Origin of the sequence: Paeniglutamicibacter sp. MACA_103, assembly GCF_045798555.1 — a bacterium.
GTDB lineage: Bacteria > Actinomycetota > Actinomycetes > Actinomycetales > Micrococcaceae > Paeniglutamicibacter.
In genome coordinates, this window is record NZ_JBIXLN010000044.1 from 1 (window position 1) to 18,920 (window position 18,920).

The window sequence follows — 18,920 nt, forward strand, 5'->3', positions numbered from 1 at the left end:
AGTGCTTCGATTTTCCAGAACCATTCACGGTTAATGGCTCAAGGCTATAAGAAACCCCGTTCTACCGCGCCACCGTTGGGAAGCAGGCCCCTCACGGACACACTTTTTGTCCTATAAGCCATTCATGCTGCCCGCCGGAGGAAGTCCCATGGATCGTTCCGGGTAGGTGTCCGGGCACCAGGGTTCCCCGCATCTCGATGGGAACATGGCCCGCGCTTGCTGGACCTCGTTTGCGGCCGGGGCATCCCCGCCGGCAGGGCGCGGCGCGCCGTGGATGCCAAGGCACCGGGCCGTGCGGGATCTCGGGGCGTGCATCCGGGTTGCCGGGGCAGTGGAAGGAATTCGATGCCGAAGGCTCGTGCCACGGGGGCAGGGTGACGGGAAGTCGAACCTTGTGGCCGGTTGTACAAAGTCCATGCCTTGTGGAATTCGATACAAGCTTGTAGGTTTGTTTGATGATTGTGATCACCATCGACCAGCGCAAGTCCCGCACCGGGCCCGACAAGGTCGAGTCCCTGCTGCATCGATTGGCCGAGCAATACGCCGTGGTGAGGAACTTCGAGCGAACCGCAGGCGATGAGATACAGGGCGTGCTCGACGACGGGGTCGCGGCCGTTGCGCTGGCCCTTGACGTGGCCGGCACGGGGGAGTGGAGCGTGGGCATCGGGATCGGCGACGTGCAGACACCGATGCCGGTAGAAACGCGGGCGGGCCGGGGTCCCGCCTTCGAACACGCGCGGGAGGCGGTGGAGCGGGCCAAGAATTCCAGTGGCTCGCTGGCGCTGTCCGGCCGGGGAACAGAGGCCGAACGGCTCGAGGCCGAGCTGCAGCTGATTGCATTGGTCAATGCGCGACGGACCGAATCGTCGGCCGAAGCTGGCATATTGGTGTCGCAGGGCATGACCCAGCAACAGGTCGCAGCCCGCCTTGAGATCTCGCAACAGGCTGTTTCGGCGCGCCTGGCCTCGGGGCTCTGGTACGAGACCGAAAGGCTCACGGTTCTGGCCGGCCGTGCGCTGCACGAGTATTCGACGATGACGGAAGGCAGCTGAATCACATGAACTGGATCGCCTGGGCCTTGCTGCTTGCCGTCGTTCCACTGGGGGCGCCGCGCTACTTCGCCGCCTCCGGCTTCCGGTGGCCGCTGAAGCAATCGGTCACCAGCGCGCTGCTCGTGGCCGTGCTGGCGCTGGCCGGCATTCTCGCGGCCATGGGCAGCTACGTTCCTGCGGCAGCGCCGGTTCCCCGTGAGCTGTCCATTATTGCCAGTGTCGCCGCCGCAACGCTGGGAGGTGGCCCCGTCACAGAGACGGTCTTCCGGCTGGCGGCCTTCAAGAGGAACCGGGACAAATCCAGCACCCCGGGCGATGCGGAGACAAGTCCACTGCGCGGAGGGATGTGGATCGGACTGCTGGAGCGTGCGGCCATAGCCTCGACGCTCTGGGCTTCGTGGCCCGAGGGGCTTGCCGTGGTGCTGGCAGTGAAGGGGTTGGGCCGGTTTTCCGAACTCAAACAACACGCTGCAGCCGAGCAGTTCATTCTTGGAACCTTCGTCAGCGTCCTGTGGGCGTGTGCGGCCGTTGGCGTTGGCCGGCTCGTGGGTTTCTAGGTCGTTTGCGGGGCGTACCCCAAACTGCCCCGTGGAATAATGCTACCCATGATGCCGACGCCCAATCCTTACGCTGGTGCGCGGCCACACAGGAAAAGCCCCACGTGGTGGTATCTCTTCGTTGGACTGGTCACCCTCGCCTTCGGCCTCCTGCCTTGGATGCTCACCGGGATGCGGCTGCCGCTGCAGAACCTTTGGGCCGCCGACTCCCTGCCCGGGGACATGCCGCGCGCCCTGCTGCCGTTCAGCCAGTATGATCTTTCCCTGATCCTGTCCATGGTCATCCTGGGCACCGGGTTGGCGGGATTGGCTGTTCGCGCCGTGCCGGCTGCCGCGCGGCCACGGGCTGCGGCCTACGCTGCGACCGGTGCCCTCGGGGCCAGCGCATTGGCAGCGATACAAAGCGGAACCGTGGTCCGGAACGGGCTGCAGGACACCCTGCAAGCAGCCATCTATTTCTACGCCGTGCTGGCCGTCATCGTTGTTGCCGCGTTGATCGGGCTGCTGGCGTTGCTGCTGCTGGCCCTGGGCAAACCGCCGGCGGCTTCCATCGGCGCCACCGCCGTTGCACTGGCGTTGGCGATCTGGCTCAGGACCCTGGTCGTACTTCCGGGAAACGAACCGCCCTTGGCCGCGATGCAATCCCTGTTGGGGGCGGCCCGGTGGCTGCCCCTGGTCCTGGTGGGGCTTGCCATGGCCTGGTGCGGGATCGGTACCATTCGCCAGGGACTGGCTTGGCTCGCCAGTTTGCTCCTGCTCTGGGTCGTCCCGGCAGTGCTGGACGGGCTCGCCACCGCTGCCGGTTCACGTGCTCTTGCCGGGAATCTGGGCGAGATGGCGGTCGCCGGGGCAAGGGCCATGCTGAGGTCGCTCGGACCCACGGGCGGATCCCTCGGCGAGGTGACGGTCGCGCTGGTCGTGGCGATTGGCGGGGTTTTCGCCCTGCGTGCGGTGGCTGCCGGGAAGTCTGCTTCTTCTTTGCCGAGCTAGTTGTTCTTGCACCGCGGCAAAAGGCAAAGACCACGCGCAAGGTAACGGGCCAGGCCTCGACCACCAGGGCGTTCCCAAGGACCTGGTGGAGATTGCATGGTGCAAGCCCTCGTGAGGCCTTCGCTGCTGATCTGCAGGTCGGCGGCCAAGATCCCGCTGATGCCAGTGCGCACGCGCCTCCAATGTGGCGGAGGAAATGTGCAGATGTTCCAGGCGAGGTTCGTATCGTTTGAAGTGGCGGCGGGCAGGGTCGTGTTCGATGTGCGCATAGCCTTGGCGGATTGGTAACTGGTTTGCCAAGGGGCAGGAAATCGCATTCGGGCGCCCTCTAGTTCCTGCGTGTCGCATCGTCGTGTGGACGGCCAGGAGTCGACCTGGCGGTTGCCAATAGTCCGGAGTTTCGATTTGTGCCCACGAACTAGAATGGATGCCATGAGTGATGTTTTGCCATCGTGCCCACAGTGTTCAAGCCCCTATACCTATGAGATGGGCGCCTTGCTGGTGTGCCCTGAGTGCGCCCACGAGTGGTCTGCTGAAGTGGACGCAGTGGAGGAGCCGCAGGAAGCGGTTATCAAGGACTCGGTCGGCAACGTGCTGTCCGACGGTGATACGGTGACCATCGTTAAGGACCTGAAGGTCAAAGGGCAGGCGCAGTCCATCAAGGTCGGCACCAAGGTGCGCAACATCCGTTTGGTCAACGGCGTCGACGGTCACGACATCGACTGCAAGGTTGATGGCTTTGGGCCGATGCAACTCAAGTCGTCCGTCGTCAAAAAGGTCTGACCCGCAGCATTCGCCAATTTCCAAGCGCCACCCTCCAACCACGGAGAGGTGGCGCTTTGTTTTGGACCGGGAGGGGAGAGATGACCCATGGATCAGGAAAAGGTCGTCAAGAACGTTGTATAACACCAGTCCCGATACTTCTCTGCAGTCCAGCCGCGCTCTGTGACCAGGAAACGATAAGTCTGGGGGTGGCTGGTATTCCAGATTAGTGCGGCGACATCCTCATCGGGTCGATTCTGTTGCAGTCCACCGCGCTCCCGCAGGAGGCCAGGTACCGCCAGATAGCGGTCGAAACGTTGTCCATCGCGGGCCCGTTGCAAGGATGCCGCGGCCGGATCCACCGCGGCGGCTTCGGAAAGAACCTTGTGAATGGGAGCCATGCGTGCGTTGACATCGGTGAACCAATTGGAAAGCACGACGGCGATGTCCCGAGGCGTCTCCGTGTTCTCGAGTTCGGCAGCAAGGAATTCCAGCGGCGATGCTGGCGCGTGTTCGCCTGACGCCGCCTCGTCGATGATCCGGGAGAGTATCTCCGTCTTATTGCCCACGGAGTTGTAGATCGTCTGTATTGCCACGCCGCATTCGCGGGCCAGTCGTTCAATCGTTGTGGGAACGAAGCCGTGTTCCACGAATAGGGTCCGGGCGGTTGAGATGATCAACGACCGTGTTTCGGCGCTTTGCAGCACCCTGCGGTTGGGCTTGCCTGGGCGAGAAGATTCCATGTAAAAAGAATAGCGCTCTAGTCAATGGAAGAGTATTCTAACGACTGTAGGCATCCAGGCTTTAGGTACCAAGGAGACCGCCATGAAAAGCCGAAGTCAAAATGATTCCACCATCATCATTGGAGCAGGCCACTGCGGGCTGGCCATGGCTCACGAAATGACAGTGAGAGGGCAACACTTCCTCATGCTGGAAGCCGGATCTGCCCCGGGGAACAGCTGGAGCTCCCGCTGGGAATCCTTGGAACTTTTTACCCCTGCAGGACATGACGGCTTGCCCGGCCGCAAGTTTCCAGCTGGGCGCGGAACATTCCCCACCGCCGGCGCCGTATCCGACTATCTCAAGTCCTACGCCGCGGCCTTCGACATGCCGATCCAAACGTCCACCATGGCCAATCGCCTGGAGGTCGGCGCGGATGGCGAATTCAGTGTGCACACGAATAAGGGCACGTTCAGGGCAAGCCGTGTGGTTGTCGCCACCGGCGTGCACCAGGCTCCCAAGATTCCGGCGTTGGCCAGCCAAATTTCCGAGGATGCAAACCAACTGCATTCGAGCGAGTACCGGAACCCGGCCCAGATACCGGACGGCCCTGTTGCGGTGGTTGGATTCGGGACGTCGGGTGCCCAGATCGCCTGCGAGTTAGCACCCAGCCACAAGGTGTCTATTTGCGGTAGGCCCACACCCCACGTTCCGGAAGCGCTCATTCGGTACGCCCCAGCGCTGTATTGGTTCTTGGTGCACAGGCTGCTGACGAGATCGACGCCTGCGGGCCGCAAGGTTGCCCAGCGCATCCACAGCCGAGGTGCACCGCTGATTCGGGTATCCACCCAGGAAGTAGCATCGGCCGGTGTCGCAAGCGTCGGGCGCATCGATGCGGTGCGCAATGGCATCATGGTGAGCAAGGACGGGTCCCCGATCGAGGCATCAACGATCATTTGGGCGACCGGCTACCGCCCCGACTATTCATGGATTGACGGGCTGAGAACGGATGAGCACGGTTATCCATTCCACCGCAGGGGTGTCAGTACCGACGTTCCAGGGCTGGGCTTCCTCGGCATTCCTTTCCAGTACGGTTTGACCTCCGGCATCATCGGAGGGGCAGGTCGCGACGCGCGCTACTTGGCGCGCAGGTTGGCTCCCGGCAAGGCCGCGGTTCCCGGAGTGGGGGATCGCGCCTGATCCGGGCAGGAGGACAGTCAAGCATGGCCAGGCACTGAGCGGGACATGCTATGTTGGCGGTGGTGCACTGGACATCCGGAGTGATGTGCCGTGCCTTCGAAGCTCCTCATCGTGAAAGATTCTTCCCCCTCCATGACACAGCCGCTAAACACTTCCAACCCGGCCGCCGCTCAGGCCAACTCCATCGAGGATTTCGAGCACAATCTTGCCTCCATCAAGGCACGTATTGAAGCCGCGGCACGCAAGGCCGGGCGAGACCCTGCCACGATTCGGCTGTTGCCGGTAAGCAAGACCGTGCCGGAGGCCCGCCTTCGCATGGCCATCGCGGCAGGGATGGACTTCCTGGGGGAAAACAAGGTGCAGGAAGTCGCGCGCAAGGCCGAGATGCTGTCCGATGTTCCGGGATTGAAGTTCTCGGTCATTGGAAGCCTGCAAACCAACAAGGCAAAATTCGTGGCGAAGTTTGCAGACGAATTCCAGGCGCTGGACAACCTGCGCCAGGCAGAGGCGCTGCAGCGTCGGCTTGAAGCGGAGGACCGCCAGCTTGATGTCTTTGTCCAGGTGAATACCTCCGACGAGGAAAGCAAATCTGGCCTTGCGCCTGACGAAGTTCAGGAATTCGTGGATCAGTTGCCGCAGTATGACCGTCTCCAGGTCAAGGGCCTGATGACTCTCGCCCTGTTCAGCGAAGACAAGGAAGCCGTCCGCGCATGTTTCGTGCGGCTGCGGGAACTTCGAGACGCGTTGCGCGAAAGCGCCCCGGCCGGAATGAAAATCGAAGAACTCTCCATGGGAATGAGCGGCGACTTCGAACTGGCGATTGAAGAGGGTGCGACAGTGGTCCGCGTGGGACAGGGGATCTTCGGTGTACGGGCGCTGCCTGTCAGCCACTAAATGGTCCTGATGGGCCGAGGATAAACCGGCCACTGCGGGACTTGCCGCGGTGTAGGCCACGACGCTATGCTCCCGCACCCCATTCGAACCGGACGGCGCCCGGTTGCCGCCGTCGTCATCGGTTGCCAATTGCCATCGGCCTGGACCTTGCCGGAGGGATTCCGGCCTATTGATTTTGCCGCAGTATGGAGCAATCCCATGTGAATGTCCCCGGGGGCTGCGTCAAGGGGGCCGAATATTGCGCTGATGCGGTGTCTTCGAATGCGATTCAGGGCTTGCGGTTACCCATGAGATGGGGGAGGGCCGCACCGCGGTTGGCCCCGGAGTCCGACTCGCCAGCCATGAGTTGTCCGTGCTTGGGTGCTCCTGCTGGCGGCTTGCTGGCGCCGAATCGAGCACAGCGGTTTATGCAGGACCGCGGACGGATTCCCTGGCAGAGGACCCGCCGGCTTACCGCCGTTGCATCCGGCGTTTTGACCATTTCGGCAAGACTGGCCCCCGGGGCAAATTTTGTGGGGGGAAGTGCGGCGATTGGCGGGGTCGCACACCACCCGTAGTGCTACGGTTCATGCTGTCGGGCCACATCTTGTGGTCTGGCGCCGAATACCCGACACGCCGTGCCGAACGACACGCCAAATCTTTAATCTGCGGTCTAGTGCTCCACAGGGTGTGGATAGATTTTCGATTTCGTTGTATTCACGCGGTTTATGACCCGCTTTTTATCCACAGTGGTTGTGGACAGGGTGTGGGTCGAATGACAGGGGTGTAATACATCATGTGGGGGTCTAACCCTCGACCCCCCACTAGATGTAGTATTGAAATAGCTGGTGAGGCCTAGTGCGTAAACTTCCGAAATGCGGAGAAATGTACGAATCCCCGCCCCTCGAGGACTTAGTTGTCCTCGGGGCAAAATGTTCATATGTTCCTTCCCGCGGGGAGTGCGCATAGGGAGCCAGCCACACAACATACACAGATTTTTGCACGAGGGGATTTACGGATATGACCGTCACGGTTTACACGAAGCCAGCATGCGTACAGTGCAACGCAACCTACCGAGCTCTTGATAAGAAGGGCATCGTCTACCAGAGCGTTGACATTTCGCAGGATCCCGCGGCCCTGGAGCGCGTGCGTGCTTTGGGCTACATGCAGGCGCCGGTTGTCATCACCGACGCTGATCACTGGTCGGGCTTCCGACCGGACAAGATTGATGAGCTGGCTCAGGACCTGAGCTCGTCGGTGGCTTAACCGGCCTCCGCCAGCCTTCCCGATTTCAGTAATTTCGAGGCGATCAAGATGCCTGCTTCATCGTTGGCTGCACCACCAATGCATGATCACGCCGCTCCGGCAGAGGTACTTACCAACAGCAATTTGATCTATTTCTCTTCGGCTTCCGGGTATACCCACCGATTCACTGAGAAGCTGGATCTGGATTGCGCGCGCATTCCGTTGCTGAACCACGAACCACATCTGGTGGCAGTTGAGCCGTATGTGCTTCTGCTTCCCACCTATGGCGGCGAAAAGGGCGAACGATCGATTCCGCCGCAGGTCGTCAAGTTCCTCAACGATGCGCGCAACCGAAACCTGTTACGAGGCGTAATTGGTGCCGGAAACACAAACTTTGGAACCACATATTGCTTGGCCGCAATCAAGATTGCAGCCAAATGCAGCGTTCCGCTTCTATATAAATTTGAGCTCATGGGCACTCCAGAAGATGTGACCCGGGTTCGCGAAGGATTGGAAGTCTTTTGGACACGAAAGTCGCAGTACCTGAAATGAAGCAGGATTCTAAGGAATTGCCGGCCGCTTTTCAGGGCCTGGGTTACCACGAACTAAATGCCATGCTGAACCTTTACGGGGCAGACGGACGCATCCAGTTCGAGGCTGATCGTGCCGCGGCACGCCAGTACTTCCTGGAGCACGTGAACAACAACACCGTGTTCTTCCACGACCTGGACGAGAAGCTCGAATACCTGGTCAAGCACGAATACTACGAGCGCGAAACGCTCGACCAGTACACCATGAACTTCATCCGCGACCTCTACCGCGGTGCCTACGCCAAGAAGTTCCGTTTCGAGACCTTCCTCGGTGCCTTCAAGTTCTACACCTCCTACACCTTGAAGACCTTTGACGGCAAGCGTTACCTCGAGCGCTACGAAGACCGCGTCTGCATGGTTGCACTGCACCTGGCCCGCGGCAACGAGGAAATGGCCGTTTCCCTGGTCAACGAGATCATCGAGGGACGCTTCCAGCCCGCCACCCCGACGTTCCTGAACGCCGGCAAGGCCCAGCGCGGCGAGCTCGTGTCCTGCTTCCTGCTGCGTATCGAAGACAACATGGAATCGATCTCCCGCGGCATCAACTCCTCGCTGCAACTTTCCAAGCGCGGCGGCGGCGTTGCACTCTCCCTGACCAACGTCCGCGAGCACGGTGCCCCGATCAAGCAGATCGAGAACCAGTCCTCCGGCGTCATCCCCGTGATGAAGCTTCTCGAAGACAGCTTCTCCTACGCCAACCAGCTTGGCGCACGCCAGGGTGCCGGTGCCGTGTACCTCAACGCGCACCACCCGGACATCCTGCGCTTCCTGGACACCAAGCGCGAGAACGCCGATGAGAAGATCCGCATCAAGACCCTGTCCCTGGGTGTCGTGGTTCCGGACATCACCTTCGATCTGGCCCGCAAGAACGAGGACATGTACCTCTTCTCGCCGTATGACGTGGAGCGGGTCTACGGCGTCCCGTTCAGCGACATCTTCGTCACGGAGAAGTACTACGAGATGGTCGATGATGCGCGCATCAAGAAGACCAAGATCAACGCCCGTGAGTTCTTCCAGACCCTGGCGGAGATCCAGTTCGAATCCGGCTACCCGTACATCATGTTCGAGGACACCGTAAACCGCGCCAACCCGATCAAGGGCAAGATCTCGATGAGCAACCTGTGCTCCGAGATCCTGCAGGTCTCGACCCCGTCGGAATACAACGAAGACCTCGGCTACAAGACCGTCGGCAAGGACATCTCCTGCAACCTCGGTTCGATGAACATTGCCAAGGCCATGGACGGCAAGGACCTCGGAGCCTCCATTGAGACCGCGATCCGCGCGCTGTCCGCCGTCTCGGACATGTCCTACATCAACTCGGTGCCCTCGATCGCCCAGGGCAACGCCAAGACCCACGCCATCGGCCTGGGCCAGATGAACCTGCACGGCTACCTGGCCCGCGAACGCGTCCACTACGGGTCCGAAGAGGGGTTGGATTTCACCAACATCTACTTCTACACCGTGGTGTTCCACGCGCTGCGTGCCTCGAACAAGCTGTCCATCGAAACCGGTGAGGCCTTCGACGGCTTCGCGGATTCGAAGTACGCCTCGGGCGAGTTCTTCGACAAGTACACCGAGCAGGAATGGGTTCCGGCCACCGAGCGTGTGCGCGAGCTCTTTGCCGGGATCGACATCCCGACCCAGGACGACTGGCGTGCGCTGAAGGCCTCCATCATGGAGCACGGCATCTACAACCAGAACCTGCAGGCCGTCCCGCCGACCGGTTCGATCTCCTACATCAACAACTCGACCTCCTCCATCCACCCGGTGGCCGCGAAGATCGAGATCCGCAAGGAAGGCAAGATCGGCCGCGTGTACTACCCGGCCCCGTACCTGGACAACGACAACCTGGAGTACTACCAGGATGCCTACGAAATCGGCTACGAGAAGATCATCGACACCTACGCCGTGGCCACGCAGCACGTGGACCAGGGCCTGTCCCTGACGCTGTTCTTCAAGGACACCGCCACCACCCGCGACATCAACAAGGCGCAGATCTACGCATGGAAGAAGGGCATCAAGACGCTCTACTACATCCGCCTTCGCCAGTTGGCCCTCGAGGGCACCGAAGTGGATGGTTGCGTCAGCTGCATGCTCTAGTCGCAGCCGTTTCACCACCGGTTGCCAGGTCGCGATAACCTGACAACCGAATGCGTACGACGGCGGGTGTCCACCCGCCGTCGTACGCGCACCCGTAACAACCAAAAACTTAGCAAGAAGAGGGACGGAAATGACTGAGAAGCTGAAGCTGGCCAGCCACGTCGAAGCCATCAACTGGAACCGCATCCAGGATGACAAGGACGTCGAGGTGTGGAACCGACTGGTCAACAACTTCTGGCTGCCGGAGAAGATTCCGCTGTCCAACGACGTCCAGTCGTGGAACACGCTCACCGAGCCCGAGAAGCTGCTGACCATGCGCGTCTTCACCGGCCTGACCCTGCTGGACACCCTACAGGGCACCGTGGGAGCGGTCTCGCTGATCCCCGATGCGCTCACCCCGCACGAGGAGGCCGTGTACACCAACATCGCCTTCATGGAATCGGTGCACGCCAAGAGCTACTCGTCGATCTTCTCGACGCTGTGCTCCACCAAGGAAATCGACGACGCCTTCCGTTGGTCCACCGAGAACGAGAATCTGCAGAAGAAGGCGCAGATCATCGAGAGCTACTACTACGGCGAAGATGCCCTGAAGCGCAAGATCGCCTCGACGCTGCTCGAGTCGTTCCTGTTCTACTCCGGCTTCTACCTGCCGATGTATTGGTCTTCCCGCGCCAAGCTGACAAACACCGCAGACCTGATCCGCTTGATCATCCGCGACGAGGCCGTGCACGGCTACTACATCGGCTACAAGTTCCAGAAGGGCCTGGAAGGCCTTTCCGAGGAACGCAAGCAGGAGCTGAAGGACTACACCTTCGAGCTGATGTTCGAGCTCTACGAGAACGAGGTCCAGTACACCCACGACCTCTACGACGGTGTCGGCCTGGCCGAAGACGTCAAGAAGTTCCTGCACTACAACGCCAACAAGGCGCTGATGAACCTGGGCTACGAAGCCATGTTCCCTGCATCGGTCACCGATGTTAACCCGGCGATCCTTTCGGCATTGAGCCCGAACGCCGACGAGAACCACGACTTCTTCTCCGGTTCGGGTTCCTCGTACGTGATCGGCAAGGCCGTGAACACCGAAGACGAGGACTGGGACTTCTAGGTCCCGCCACCAGCAATCCTGGCCCAAGGCCGCCGGCTTCCCGCAGTGGGAAGCGGGCGTGCGTTCCCAAGTTTGTTGGCAAAAGCCGCTGGCGTTCCACTCGGAGCGTCAGCGGCTTTTTGGGTTAACCAGTGCGACGAATTGCGCCCCGGTCCAATCTGCGCAATCGGTCCGCCATGCCCTGCCTGCGGACTGCCGTGGCCGAGATAGGGCGGGAACGTCAGTGGTAGAACCCCCGATGGGGAGACCTCCGGCTCCGTTCCGCCACTGTGTTCTTACTTGTATTTCTCGAGCCGAGTCCGGACATTATTTCGCGAGCACTTTTCTCGCCGGCTCCTTGAACTTCAATGGGACCGGGCCTAGCATTGCTGGCACGGGCACCGACGGAGCACCCGACTGGCGCGGTGCAGTTGAGGCCCGGAAACGAACTGGCCGTCCTCGGGAGAGGGGCCGGCCGAGGGCTACGTCGATCGGATCGGGGGAGACCGCCATGGGCGAGACTACGGCAGAGGCATCGTCGGCGGAGCTGATGGTGGACTTGATCATTTCCCTCGACGGCTATGCCTCGGCCGAGGGATGGCCCGGCTGGTGGGGCCTGGAGGCGCCTGAATACCTCGCCTGGCTCGAGCAGGAGGGGCAGAAGCAGAACACCTACCTCCTCGGGGCGAACACCTACCGGTTGATGTCCGCCATGTCAGAGGAGGCGGCGGCCGCGGATTCCGGATTCTCCGAGACCGAAGCCGCCAGTCTGACGGGCCTTGCCGACGTACCCAAAGTCGTCTTCTCCTCGTCCCTTCGGGCGCCCCTGAGCTGGCCGAATTCGAGGCTGGTGAGCGGGGACGCCGTCGAGGCCGTGGCTGAGATGAAACGGAGCGGCAACGGACCGATGAGCACCCTTGGGAGCCTCAGCCTGAGCCGGTCGCTACTGACCGCGGGCCTCGTGGACCGGTTCCGGCTAGTCGTTTTCCCGGTGATCACGGGCAGGACCGGGAAGGAACGCATCTACGACGGGTATCCGGACGTGGCACTCGAAATGGTGGACAGCAGGACCTTCGACGGACGGCTCCAGCTGCTCGAGTACGTCCCCACCGTGCTCAACGGTCCGCCGGGCACCGCATCGAAGTGAGGCCGTCCGCGGGGGGCCAAAGTCGGCCGGCATGCGGGGAAGTCCAATTTGCCGGGCGTGCTAGGAATCCGCAGGAGCCTTTCGGGTCGGCCTGGCCCGAACATGCATGCGTTCGCCCTGCGGGCCAAAGAGGCTGAGGAACTCCACGCCCTGCCCGTCCGCCAGACCGAACCAGTGCGGGGTGTGCGTATCGAATTCGGCCGCCTCACCGGCGGGCAGCACCAGGTCGTAGTCTCCGAGCCGCAGCCTCAGGTTGCCCTTCAGGACATAGAGCCATTCGTAGCCCTCGTGGGATTTCAGCTCCGGATCGGCAACCGTTTTGCCGGCCGGAATCACGTGCTTGAAGGCCTGGGGCCCGCCGCTGGCCCCGCGGCTGAGCGGCAGGATGGTCATGCCGTGCCGCGTGATCGGCTTGATGTGGATGCGCGGGTCCCCGGTGGCCGGGGCTCCCACCAAATCGTCCAGGGGCACGCCGTGGGCGCGCGCCAGCGGAAGGAGCTGCTCGAGGGTGGGTCGGCGTTGGCCGGATTCCAGGCGGGAAAGCGTGCTGACCGATATTCCGGTTTGTGCGGAGAGCTCCTGCAGGGTGGATTTGCTGCTGGTCCGCAGGCTGCGCAGCCTGGGACCGACTTGCGCGAGGGTGCTGTCCAAATCTTGTTCCATGGATCCATTTTGCCACATCGGCAAAACCGATTGCCAGGTTTAGGTCCGTGGCGACATGCTTGTTAGTGCACCGGCAATGGCCCGTGAACCAATTACCAAGGAGCATGAAGAATGAATACGACAGAGGATACTTACGAGGTTGCCATCATCGGCGGGGGAGCCGCGGGACTTGCCGCGGCCCAGGCGCTGGGTCGCTCGCGACGCAGCGTCATTGTCATCGACGCGGGTGAACCGCGCAACGCCCCGGCCGAGGGCGTGCACAACTTCCTCACGCGCGACGGACTGCCGCCGCGCGAGTTGCTCGCCCTCGGCCGGAAAGAGGCGGAGGGCTACGGTGTCCGGTTCCGCGACGCCCGCGCGTCGGCGACCCGGCGGACCGCCGACGGGTTTGGGATCGAGTTGGACGGCGGTAAGCTGCTCGGCGCCCGCAGGATCATCCTCGCCTCCGGTGTCAGCGACACGCTTCCGGAAGTTGAGGGACTGGAGGCGTACTGGGGCAAGAACGCGCTGCACTGCCCCTATTGCCACGGCTGGGAGGTCAGGGACCAGGACATTGCCGTGTTGGACAGCCCGTTCGCGGTCCACCAGGCCCTGATGTTCAGGCAGTTGAGCGATCGCGTCACCGTGTTCACCACGCCGGAGCGGGAATTCGATCCGATCGAGCGGGAAAAGCTGGAGGCACGGGGCATCGGCATCGTCCCGCGGGAGATCGTCGCAGTCCGCGGCAACGAAGCGCACCTGACCCACCTGCTCTTCCGGGACGGAGCCGAGCAGTCGGTCGATGCCCTGGTTGTCATGCCACACTTTGCGGCCGGCGTTTCCGCCCTTGCGGGGTTGGGCCTGGAGGCAACGGCGCACCCGTCGGGCATCGGCACCTACGTCACCACCGACGAAACGGGCAAGACGGAAATCCCGGGCCTGTGGGCGGCGGGGAATACCCGTGACCCCATGGCCCAGGTGATGATGGCGGCCGCAGACGGCCTGCGCGTGGGAGCCATGGTCAACGCCGACCTCATCCAGGAGGAAACGGACGCTGCGGTCGCTGCCCTGCGCGCCGGTGCGGTTGCCGCGGTCGGGCAACGTAGCTAGCCAAAAAGAGCGGGTGCCCTTCACCACCTGTTCGGCTGCCGATGCTCCCCGAAGTCCTCCCGCTCGATGCCTTCAAGTATCAAGGGATCGGGGTCAAACAATGCGAGCCAGGGCTCCGAGCAGGTCCTTGGCCCGGCGGTCCTGGTCTTCGGCAAGCATTTCGTTGGTCAAGAACGAGAATCCTATGTTCTTTCCCGGCCAGGCCCCATGCAATCCGCCACCGGCACCGGAATGCCCGAAGGCCGGGGCGACCGGGCCATAGGTTCCCAGGGGATCGGCCAACTCATAGCCGAGCCCGAAGCGCAGTGGCCGGTCATTGACTGCGTCCACGCCCTCGGACCAGGTTGCAGTGGAGGACGCGAGGGCCCCGGCGGACATCAACGGTGAAAGTGGCGTGGCCAGTTGGGAATAGAGGGAAGCCATTGCATCGGCGGTTCCAATGCCACCGCCGGAGGCCATCTCCGATCGCCTCATTTCCACGGAATTGAACGGATCGCCGATTCCGGTGAGGGAGCCCGCGTACATCCGATCCACGATCTTCCGCCGTTCCGGATCCTGCAGGAACGTGGAGATCGCATAGTTCTCCGACCGGAAAATGGTGGCCAGTCGCCCGTCCAGTGATTCGGGTAGACCCAAGTGAATGTCCAGGTCAAACGGCACCGCGAGCAATTCCCCAACCAGTTCACCCGGGGTTTTTCCCGTAACGCGGAAGAACAGCTCGGCCGCCAGGTACCCGAACGTCAGCGCGTGGTACGCGACCTTGGCGCCGGGTTCCCACAAGGGCGCCTGGGCCGCCAAGACCGCTGCCACGGCCCGGTTGTCGTATCGCAGGCTATCGCCGGGGTCCGGGTCGACATAGACGAGGCCAACGGTGTGGCTGAGCACTTGGGCGACGGTGACATCCTGCTTGCCGGCCATCGCGAATTCGGGCCAGTACGAGGCGACGGTGGCTTCCGGGTCCAGCAGATCGCGATCAATCAGGATCGCGGCAATGGTGGCCATCAGGCCCTTGGTACCGGAAAACAGGATGGCCATGGTTTTTTCGGACCACGCTTGACGCATTCCGGTGCCCGAAGCGGGGGTGGCTCCATGCTTGACCGTGGTGCCTCCGTAGAACCTGGCCAGGGGCTTGCCCTCGCGGTACACGCAAAAGGCCATTCCGCCCTCTGCGGCTGCCAGGTGCCGGGCGAAGACTCCGGACAGCATCTCGAAGCCGGGTTGGGGCAGCCCGTCATTGTGGCTGGTCAGGGACATTTCAAGTGACATGTTCAGGTTCTTCCCTACTTGAAGGCCGGGACGTTGGCGAGCAGTTCCTGCGTGTAATGGTGCTGCGGGTTGTTGAGCACTTCCTCGGTGGTCCCCATGTCCACGATCTTGCCCTTTTGCAAGACGGCGAGGCGCTGGGAGATGTGCCGGGCCAGGGCGATGTTGTGCGTGACAAAAAGCATCGACATGTTGTGATCGGTCTGCAGCGTGCGCAGCAGATCCAGGATCGAGGCTTGCACCGAGACGTCCAGGGCGCTGGTGATCTCATCGCAAACCAGCAGCGAGGGCGCATTGACCAGGGCACGGGCAATTGCTGCGCGCTGGCGTTCACCGCCGCTGAGGTCTCCCGGACGGCGTTCCATATAGCGTTCGCCGAGCTTTACCTGGTCAAGGGCTTCCAGGACCAAGGCGCGGCGCTTGCGCTTGTCATTGATCCCCGACATCTGCAATGGGACACCCACCGACTCGGCAATGGTCCGACGCGGGTTCAAAGAGGAGAAGGGCGACTGGAAGATGTATTGGATCCGCCGCCGGTCCTCGGATGACCGCATCCGCGTGCCGGTGGCCAGCTCCTCGCCGAAGAGCTCGATCGAGCCGGTGTAGGCTTCATTGAGCCCGGCCACGCAGCGCGAGAGGGTGGTCTTGCCGGAGCCCGACTCGCCCAGGAGCATCATCGATTCTCCCTCCAGCAACTGGAAGTCGATCCCGTCCAGGACCGCGTGCTTGCCGTATGACAACGCCAAATCGCGCAGTTGCAGCAGGGGACGGGCCGCCACCGCAGCGGAAGCTGGCCGTGGCAGGATGCCGGGCAAGGGCTTGGCGTCGTCAACGAGCTGTGTGGAGCCGGTGGTGTCCGGCACGCCGTGGGGGCCGGCGATGATCAAAGGCTGTTCGCCGGTGATTGCCTCTACCTGGCCCACCCGGCGTTTGCCGGCGAGATCGGGAACCGCGGCGAGCAGCCTGCGCGTGTAGCCGTGTCGCGGGGCGAAGAGCACCTGGTCGGTCGCTCCGTGCTCCACGATGTCGCCCTCGAGCATGACGGCGACCTCGTCGGCGATCTTGGCGACCACGGCCAGGTCGTGCGTGATGTAGAGTCCGGCGACCTGGTGCCGTTCGGCCAATTCGCCGATTGTTTGCAGCACCACGGCCTGGGTCGTGACGTCCAGGCCGGTGGTCGGCTCGTCGAGCACGATCACCGACGGCCGGCAGGCAAAGGCCATCGCAATGCCCACGCGCTGCTGTTGCCCTCCGGATAGCTGGTGGGGGTAGCGCCGCTGGTAGGCGGGGTCATTGGCCAGGCCGACCTCGGCCAGCACTTCGCCAACCCGCACCCGGCGTTCGGAATCGGTGGCGCCGATTTGGTGCACGCGCAGGGTTTCGGCAATCTGCTCGCCGATGCGCATGGACGGGTTCAGCGACAGGGACGGGTCCTGCGGGACATAGGAGATGACCTTGCCGCGCAGGCGCCGCAATTGGGCGTCGGGCAGATCCAGGATGTTTCCGTGGTCCCCGCTGCCCAGACGCACCGTGCCGGTGCCCTTGGACAGCCCTTGGCGGAAATGCCCCATGCATGCGAGCCCGGCGGTTGTCTTGCCCGAGCCGGATTCACCGACCAGGGCCAGGATGCGGCCCGGCGCCAGGGTGAAGCTGACCCCGTGCAGGATTTCCTCCCCGGCATCGGTTTGCACCCTCAGGTCGGTGGCGCACAGCGCACTTGCCGCGATGTCGTTCTCCACGATGGTGGTCATTGTCATTTCCCCGCATTCATGTTGGCCGAGGCCCGCGCGAGCGAGTCGGTCAGGAGGTTGGTGCCCACGGTCAGCACTGCAATGGCGGCAACCGGCAGCAGCACCCCCCAGGGTTGGACGACCAGGGCGATCCGGCTCTCGTTGATCATCAGGCCCCAGTCCGCGGTGGGCGGCTGCATGCCGAGCCCGAGGAAGGACAACGCCGCGACAAAGCCAATCGAGTAGGTCATGCGCAACCCGAGTTCGACCATCAGCGGGCCGGTGATATTGGGCAGAACCTCGGTGAGCAGGATCTTGTACCTGGGAACCGCGTACATTTCGCTGGCCCGGATGTAGTCCTCGGTGATCACCGATGCGGTGGCCGAACGAGTGACCCGGGCAATGCGCGGGGCGTGGGTGATTCCAATGACCACAACGAGCACCCAGCCCTGCGGGCCGAGCACGGTGATGGCCAGCAGCGCGAAGACGAGCTGCGGCAAGGCCAGCAGCACGTCGTTGCCGCGCATGATCAGCGCATCGACCCGTCCGCGGGAGTAGGCCGCGGTCATTCCCACGGCGACGCCGATGACCATGCCCAGCGCCGTGGCAAGCGCCGAGTAGGCGATCAATCGCAGTCCGCCGTCCAGGAAGCGCGAGAGCACATCCCGGCCCAGGTTGTCGGTGCCGAACAGACCCACATGGGTGAACGGGCGTCCCGTGAATTCGGTGCTGGTATGCCCGGTCAGCCAAGGCAGCAGCAGCGGCCCGGCCAGGGCGACCAGCAACACGGCCACCGTCAGCACCAGGCCGATCTTGGCCTGGCGCTGGCGCATCATCCGGGCCAGCAGCCGAGGGGGACGGGAGGGTGACACTTTTGCTTCAACGACATCATCGACGGTGCTCATGTGGCCTTCTCCGTGCGTAGTTTCGGATTCGTGAGGATTCCCACCAGATCGGCCAGCAGGTTCACCACGATGTAGGCCGCGGCGATCAGGATGGACAGCGCCTGCACCACCTGCACGTCGCGGTTGGTCACCGCGTCCACCAGCGCCTGGCCGATGCCGGGGTACCTGAAGAGGAATTCGATCACGACCACGCCGCCGGCCATCCAGGCCAGCTGGATGGCGATGACCTGGGCGACGGGGGCCAGCGCATGGGGCACGGCGTGCCGCAGCACCACCTGGCGCTCGGGCACACCCTTGAGCCGCGCCATCTCCACGAACCCGGAATCCAGCACCTCGAGCATCGTGGCGCGCATCATGCGGACAATGTACGGGGTCACCACCAGCGCGAGCGTTATCGTGGGCAGGACCAGTTGGACCGGGTGGTTCCACACGGCCTCGCCGGGCGGGGCCATGGTCACCGAGGGGAGGATCTTGAACACGGTGGTCGAGAACAACGCCACCAGCCCGATGCCGATCACGAATTCGGGGAGGGACGCCAATACCAGCGAAACGCCGGTGCTGGCGTTGTCGAAGGCCCGTCCACGCTTCAGGGCGGAGAAGGTGCCAACGACGATGCCGACCGGAATGGAAATCAGTGCGGCAAGGCCCATGAGCACCAGCGAGGATTCGATGCGGTCGGACAGCAGGGCGGTGACGGGGCCGCCGGTGGCAGCCGAGTATCCGAGGTTGCCCGTGAGCAGGCCGCCGAGCCAAGTGAAGTAGCGTACCCATACCGGATCGTTGAGGCTCATTTGCTCCCGCAGCGCGGCCAGCCGTTCGGGCGTGGCTTGCTGGCCCAGGATTGCCTGGGCGGGGTCGCCGGGCAGCAGCAGGGTGGCCACGAACACCAGCAGGGAGACGATGAAGAGGATGGCCAGGCTGACCAGCAGTCGTTTGGCGATCATGCGGGC

General features: G+C 62.8%; 18 protein-coding genes. 12 read left to right on the top strand and 6 right to left on the bottom strand.

What is annotated here, in order from left to right; genetic code table 11:
• The first annotated feature begins 455 nt into the window (after nucleotides 1–455).
• From ACIPVK_RS17670 to ACIPVK_RS17685, 4 genes are all read left to right on the top strand, one after another.
• Nucleotides 456–1,052, top strand: coding sequence for a hypothetical protein (locus ACIPVK_RS17670; RefSeq protein WP_407613293.1), 597 nt, complete (start codon nucleotides 456–458; stop codon nucleotides 1,050–1,052).
• Between the two features lie 5 nt (nucleotides 1,053–1,057).
• Nucleotides 1,058–1,609, top strand: coding sequence for a hypothetical protein (locus tag ACIPVK_RS17675; protein ID WP_407613294.1), 552 nt, complete (start codon nucleotides 1,058–1,060; stop codon nucleotides 1,607–1,609).
• Between the two features lie 48 nt (nucleotides 1,610–1,657).
• A complete protein-coding gene (locus ACIPVK_RS17680; RefSeq protein ID WP_407613295.1) occupies nucleotides 1,658–2,599 on the top strand; it encodes a hypothetical protein in 942 nt (313 codons plus the stop codon).
• Nucleotides 2,600–3,031: 432 nt separating this feature from the next.
• Complete coding sequence (locus ACIPVK_RS17685; protein ID WP_407613296.1) at nucleotides 3,032–3,382, top strand: zinc ribbon domain-containing protein YjdM; 351 nt, start codon at nucleotides 3,032–3,034, stop codon at nucleotides 3,380–3,382.
• A gap of 92 nt (nucleotides 3,383–3,474) precedes the next feature.
• Here the strand turns inward: ACIPVK_RS17685 and ACIPVK_RS17690 are convergent, their stop codons facing one another.
• Nucleotides 3,475–4,104, bottom strand: a complete 630-nt coding sequence (locus ACIPVK_RS17690; protein ID WP_407613297.1) for a TetR/AcrR family transcriptional regulator — start codon at nucleotides 4,102–4,104, stop codon at nucleotides 3,475–3,477.
• An 82-nt stretch (nucleotides 4,105–4,186) separates the two neighbouring features.
• On the opposite strand from ACIPVK_RS17690, the gene ACIPVK_RS17695 reads away from it, so the two are divergent.
• The 7 genes from ACIPVK_RS17695 to ACIPVK_RS17725 all read left to right on the top strand — a co-directional run bounded on the left by ACIPVK_RS17695 (nucleotide 4,187) and on the right by ACIPVK_RS17725 (nucleotide 12,320).
• Nucleotides 4,187–5,281 carry a flavin-containing monooxygenase gene (locus ACIPVK_RS17695; protein ID WP_407613298.1) on the top strand — a complete coding sequence of 365 codons (1,095 nt, stop codon included), beginning with the start codon at nucleotides 4,187–4,189 and terminating at the stop codon, nucleotides 5,279–5,281.
• Between the two features lie 132 nt (nucleotides 5,282–5,413).
• Nucleotides 5,414–6,175 (top strand): YggS family pyridoxal phosphate-dependent enzyme, encoded by a 762-nt coding sequence (locus ACIPVK_RS17700; protein ID WP_407613299.1) that lies wholly within the window; start codon nucleotides 5,414–5,416, stop codon nucleotides 6,173–6,175.
• Between the two features lie 999 nt (nucleotides 6,176–7,174).
• The gene (gene nrdH / locus ACIPVK_RS17705) at nucleotides 7,175–7,420 is read left to right on the top strand and encodes a glutaredoxin-like protein NrdH (RefSeq protein ID WP_217387827.1); all 246 of its coding nucleotides are present in this window, start codon (nucleotides 7,175–7,177) and stop codon (nucleotides 7,418–7,420) included.
• A 48-nt stretch (nucleotides 7,421–7,468) separates the two neighbouring features.
• Nucleotides 7,469–7,951: a class Ib ribonucleoside-diphosphate reductase assembly flavoprotein NrdI gene (gene nrdI, locus ACIPVK_RS17710; RefSeq protein WP_407613300.1), complete on the top strand. Its 483-nt coding sequence runs from the start codon at nucleotides 7,469–7,471 to the stop codon at nucleotides 7,949–7,951.
• Nucleotides 7,948–10,089, top strand: coding sequence for a class 1b ribonucleoside-diphosphate reductase subunit alpha (gene nrdE, locus ACIPVK_RS17715; protein ID WP_407613301.1), 2,142 nt, complete (start codon nucleotides 7,948–7,950; stop codon nucleotides 10,087–10,089). The genes nrdI and nrdE overlap by 4 nt, the downstream gene beginning before the upstream one ends.
• 130 nt (nucleotides 10,090–10,219) lie before the next feature.
• Nucleotides 10,220–11,194 carry a class 1b ribonucleoside-diphosphate reductase subunit beta gene (gene nrdF, locus ACIPVK_RS17720; protein ID WP_264269051.1) on the top strand — a complete coding sequence of 325 codons (975 nt, stop codon included), beginning with the start codon at nucleotides 10,220–10,222 and terminating at the stop codon, nucleotides 11,192–11,194.
• 490 nt (nucleotides 11,195–11,684) lie between these two features.
• Nucleotides 11,685–12,320, top strand: a complete 636-nt coding sequence (locus ACIPVK_RS17725) for a dihydrofolate reductase family protein (RefSeq protein ID WP_407613302.1) — start codon at nucleotides 11,685–11,687, stop codon at nucleotides 12,318–12,320.
• A gap of 60 nt (nucleotides 12,321–12,380) precedes the next feature.
• Here the strand turns inward: ACIPVK_RS17725 and ACIPVK_RS17730 are convergent, their stop codons facing one another.
• Nucleotides 12,381–12,983: a helix-turn-helix domain-containing protein gene (locus ACIPVK_RS17730; protein ID WP_407613303.1), complete on the bottom strand. Its 603-nt coding sequence runs from the start codon at nucleotides 12,981–12,983 to the stop codon at nucleotides 12,381–12,383.
• Nucleotides 12,984–13,094: 111 nt separating this feature from the next.
• On the opposite strand from ACIPVK_RS17730, the gene ACIPVK_RS17735 reads away from it, so the two are divergent.
• Nucleotides 13,095–14,072 carry an NAD(P)/FAD-dependent oxidoreductase gene (locus tag ACIPVK_RS17735; protein WP_407613304.1) on the top strand — a complete coding sequence of 326 codons (978 nt, stop codon included), beginning with the start codon at nucleotides 13,095–13,097 and terminating at the stop codon, nucleotides 14,070–14,072.
• 93 nt (nucleotides 14,073–14,165) lie between these two features.
• Here the strand turns inward: ACIPVK_RS17735 and ACIPVK_RS17740 are convergent, their stop codons facing one another.
• From ACIPVK_RS17740 to ACIPVK_RS17755, 4 genes are read right to left on the bottom strand one after another with little or no spacing between them, the layout of a single operon-like run.
• Nucleotides 14,166–15,338: a serine hydrolase domain-containing protein gene (locus tag ACIPVK_RS17740; RefSeq protein WP_407613305.1), complete on the bottom strand. Its 1,173-nt coding sequence runs from the start codon at nucleotides 15,336–15,338 to the stop codon at nucleotides 14,166–14,168.
• 14 nt (nucleotides 15,339–15,352) lie between these two features.
• The gene (locus ACIPVK_RS17745; protein WP_407613306.1) at nucleotides 15,353–17,092 is read right to left on the bottom strand and encodes a dipeptide ABC transporter ATP-binding protein; all 1,740 of its coding nucleotides are present in this window, start codon (nucleotides 17,090–17,092) and stop codon (nucleotides 15,353–15,355) included.
• Complete coding sequence (locus tag ACIPVK_RS17750; protein ID WP_407613307.1) at nucleotides 17,089–17,970, bottom strand: ABC transporter permease; 882 nt, start codon at nucleotides 17,968–17,970, stop codon at nucleotides 17,089–17,091. The genes ACIPVK_RS17745 and ACIPVK_RS17750 overlap by 4 nt, the downstream gene beginning before the upstream one ends.
• Nucleotides 17,967–18,914 (bottom strand): ABC transporter permease, encoded by a 948-nt coding sequence (locus ACIPVK_RS17755; RefSeq protein ID WP_407613308.1) that lies wholly within the window; start codon nucleotides 18,912–18,914, stop codon nucleotides 17,967–17,969. Before ACIPVK_RS17755 ends, ACIPVK_RS17750 begins: the two co-directional genes overlap by 4 nt.
• Nucleotides 18,915–18,920 lie beyond the last annotated feature (6 nt).

Coding starts and splice junctions, on each gene's coding strand:
- ACIPVK_RS17670 (WP_407613293.1), top strand. CDS start 456: ATGATTGTGATCACCATCGACCAGCGCAAGTCCCGCACCGGGCCCGAC.
- ACIPVK_RS17675 (WP_407613294.1), top strand. CDS start 1,058: ATGAACTGGATCGCCTGGGCCTTGCTGCTTGCCGTCGTTCCACTGGGG.
- ACIPVK_RS17680 (WP_407613295.1), top strand. CDS start 1,658: ATGATGCCGACGCCCAATCCTTACGCTGGTGCGCGGCCACACAGGAAA.
- ACIPVK_RS17685 (WP_407613296.1), top strand. CDS start 3,032: ATGAGTGATGTTTTGCCATCGTGCCCACAGTGTTCAAGCCCCTATACC.
- ACIPVK_RS17690 (WP_407613297.1), bottom strand. CDS start 4,104: ATGGAATCTTCTCGCCCAGGCAAGCCCAACCGCAGGGTGCTGCAAAGC.
- ACIPVK_RS17695 (WP_407613298.1), top strand. CDS start 4,187: ATGAAAAGCCGAAGTCAAAATGATTCCACCATCATCATTGGAGCAGGC.
- ACIPVK_RS17700 (WP_407613299.1), top strand. CDS start 5,414: ATGACACAGCCGCTAAACACTTCCAACCCGGCCGCCGCTCAGGCCAAC.
- nrdH (WP_217387827.1), top strand. CDS start 7,175: ATGACCGTCACGGTTTACACGAAGCCAGCATGCGTACAGTGCAACGCA.
- nrdI (WP_407613300.1), top strand. CDS start 7,469: ATGCCTGCTTCATCGTTGGCTGCACCACCAATGCATGATCACGCCGCT.
- nrdE (WP_407613301.1), top strand. CDS start 7,948: ATGAAGCAGGATTCTAAGGAATTGCCGGCCGCTTTTCAGGGCCTGGGT.
- nrdF (WP_264269051.1), top strand. CDS start 10,220: ATGACTGAGAAGCTGAAGCTGGCCAGCCACGTCGAAGCCATCAACTGG.
- ACIPVK_RS17725 (WP_407613302.1), top strand. CDS start 11,685: ATGGGCGAGACTACGGCAGAGGCATCGTCGGCGGAGCTGATGGTGGAC.
- ACIPVK_RS17730 (WP_407613303.1), bottom strand. CDS start 12,983: ATGGAACAAGATTTGGACAGCACCCTCGCGCAAGTCGGTCCCAGGCTG.
- ACIPVK_RS17735 (WP_407613304.1), top strand. CDS start 13,095: ATGAATACGACAGAGGATACTTACGAGGTTGCCATCATCGGCGGGGGA.
- ACIPVK_RS17740 (WP_407613305.1), bottom strand. CDS start 15,338: ATGTCACTTGAAATGTCCCTGACCAGCCACAATGACGGGCTGCCCCAA.
- ACIPVK_RS17745 (WP_407613306.1), bottom strand. CDS start 17,092: ATGACAATGACCACCATCGTGGAGAACGACATCGCGGCAAGTGCGCTG.
- ACIPVK_RS17750 (WP_407613307.1), bottom strand. CDS start 17,970: ATGAGCACCGTCGATGATGTCGTTGAAGCAAAAGTGTCACCCTCCCGT.
- ACIPVK_RS17755 (WP_407613308.1), bottom strand. CDS start 18,914: ATGATCGCCAAACGACTGCTGGTCAGCCTGGCCATCCTCTTCATCGTC.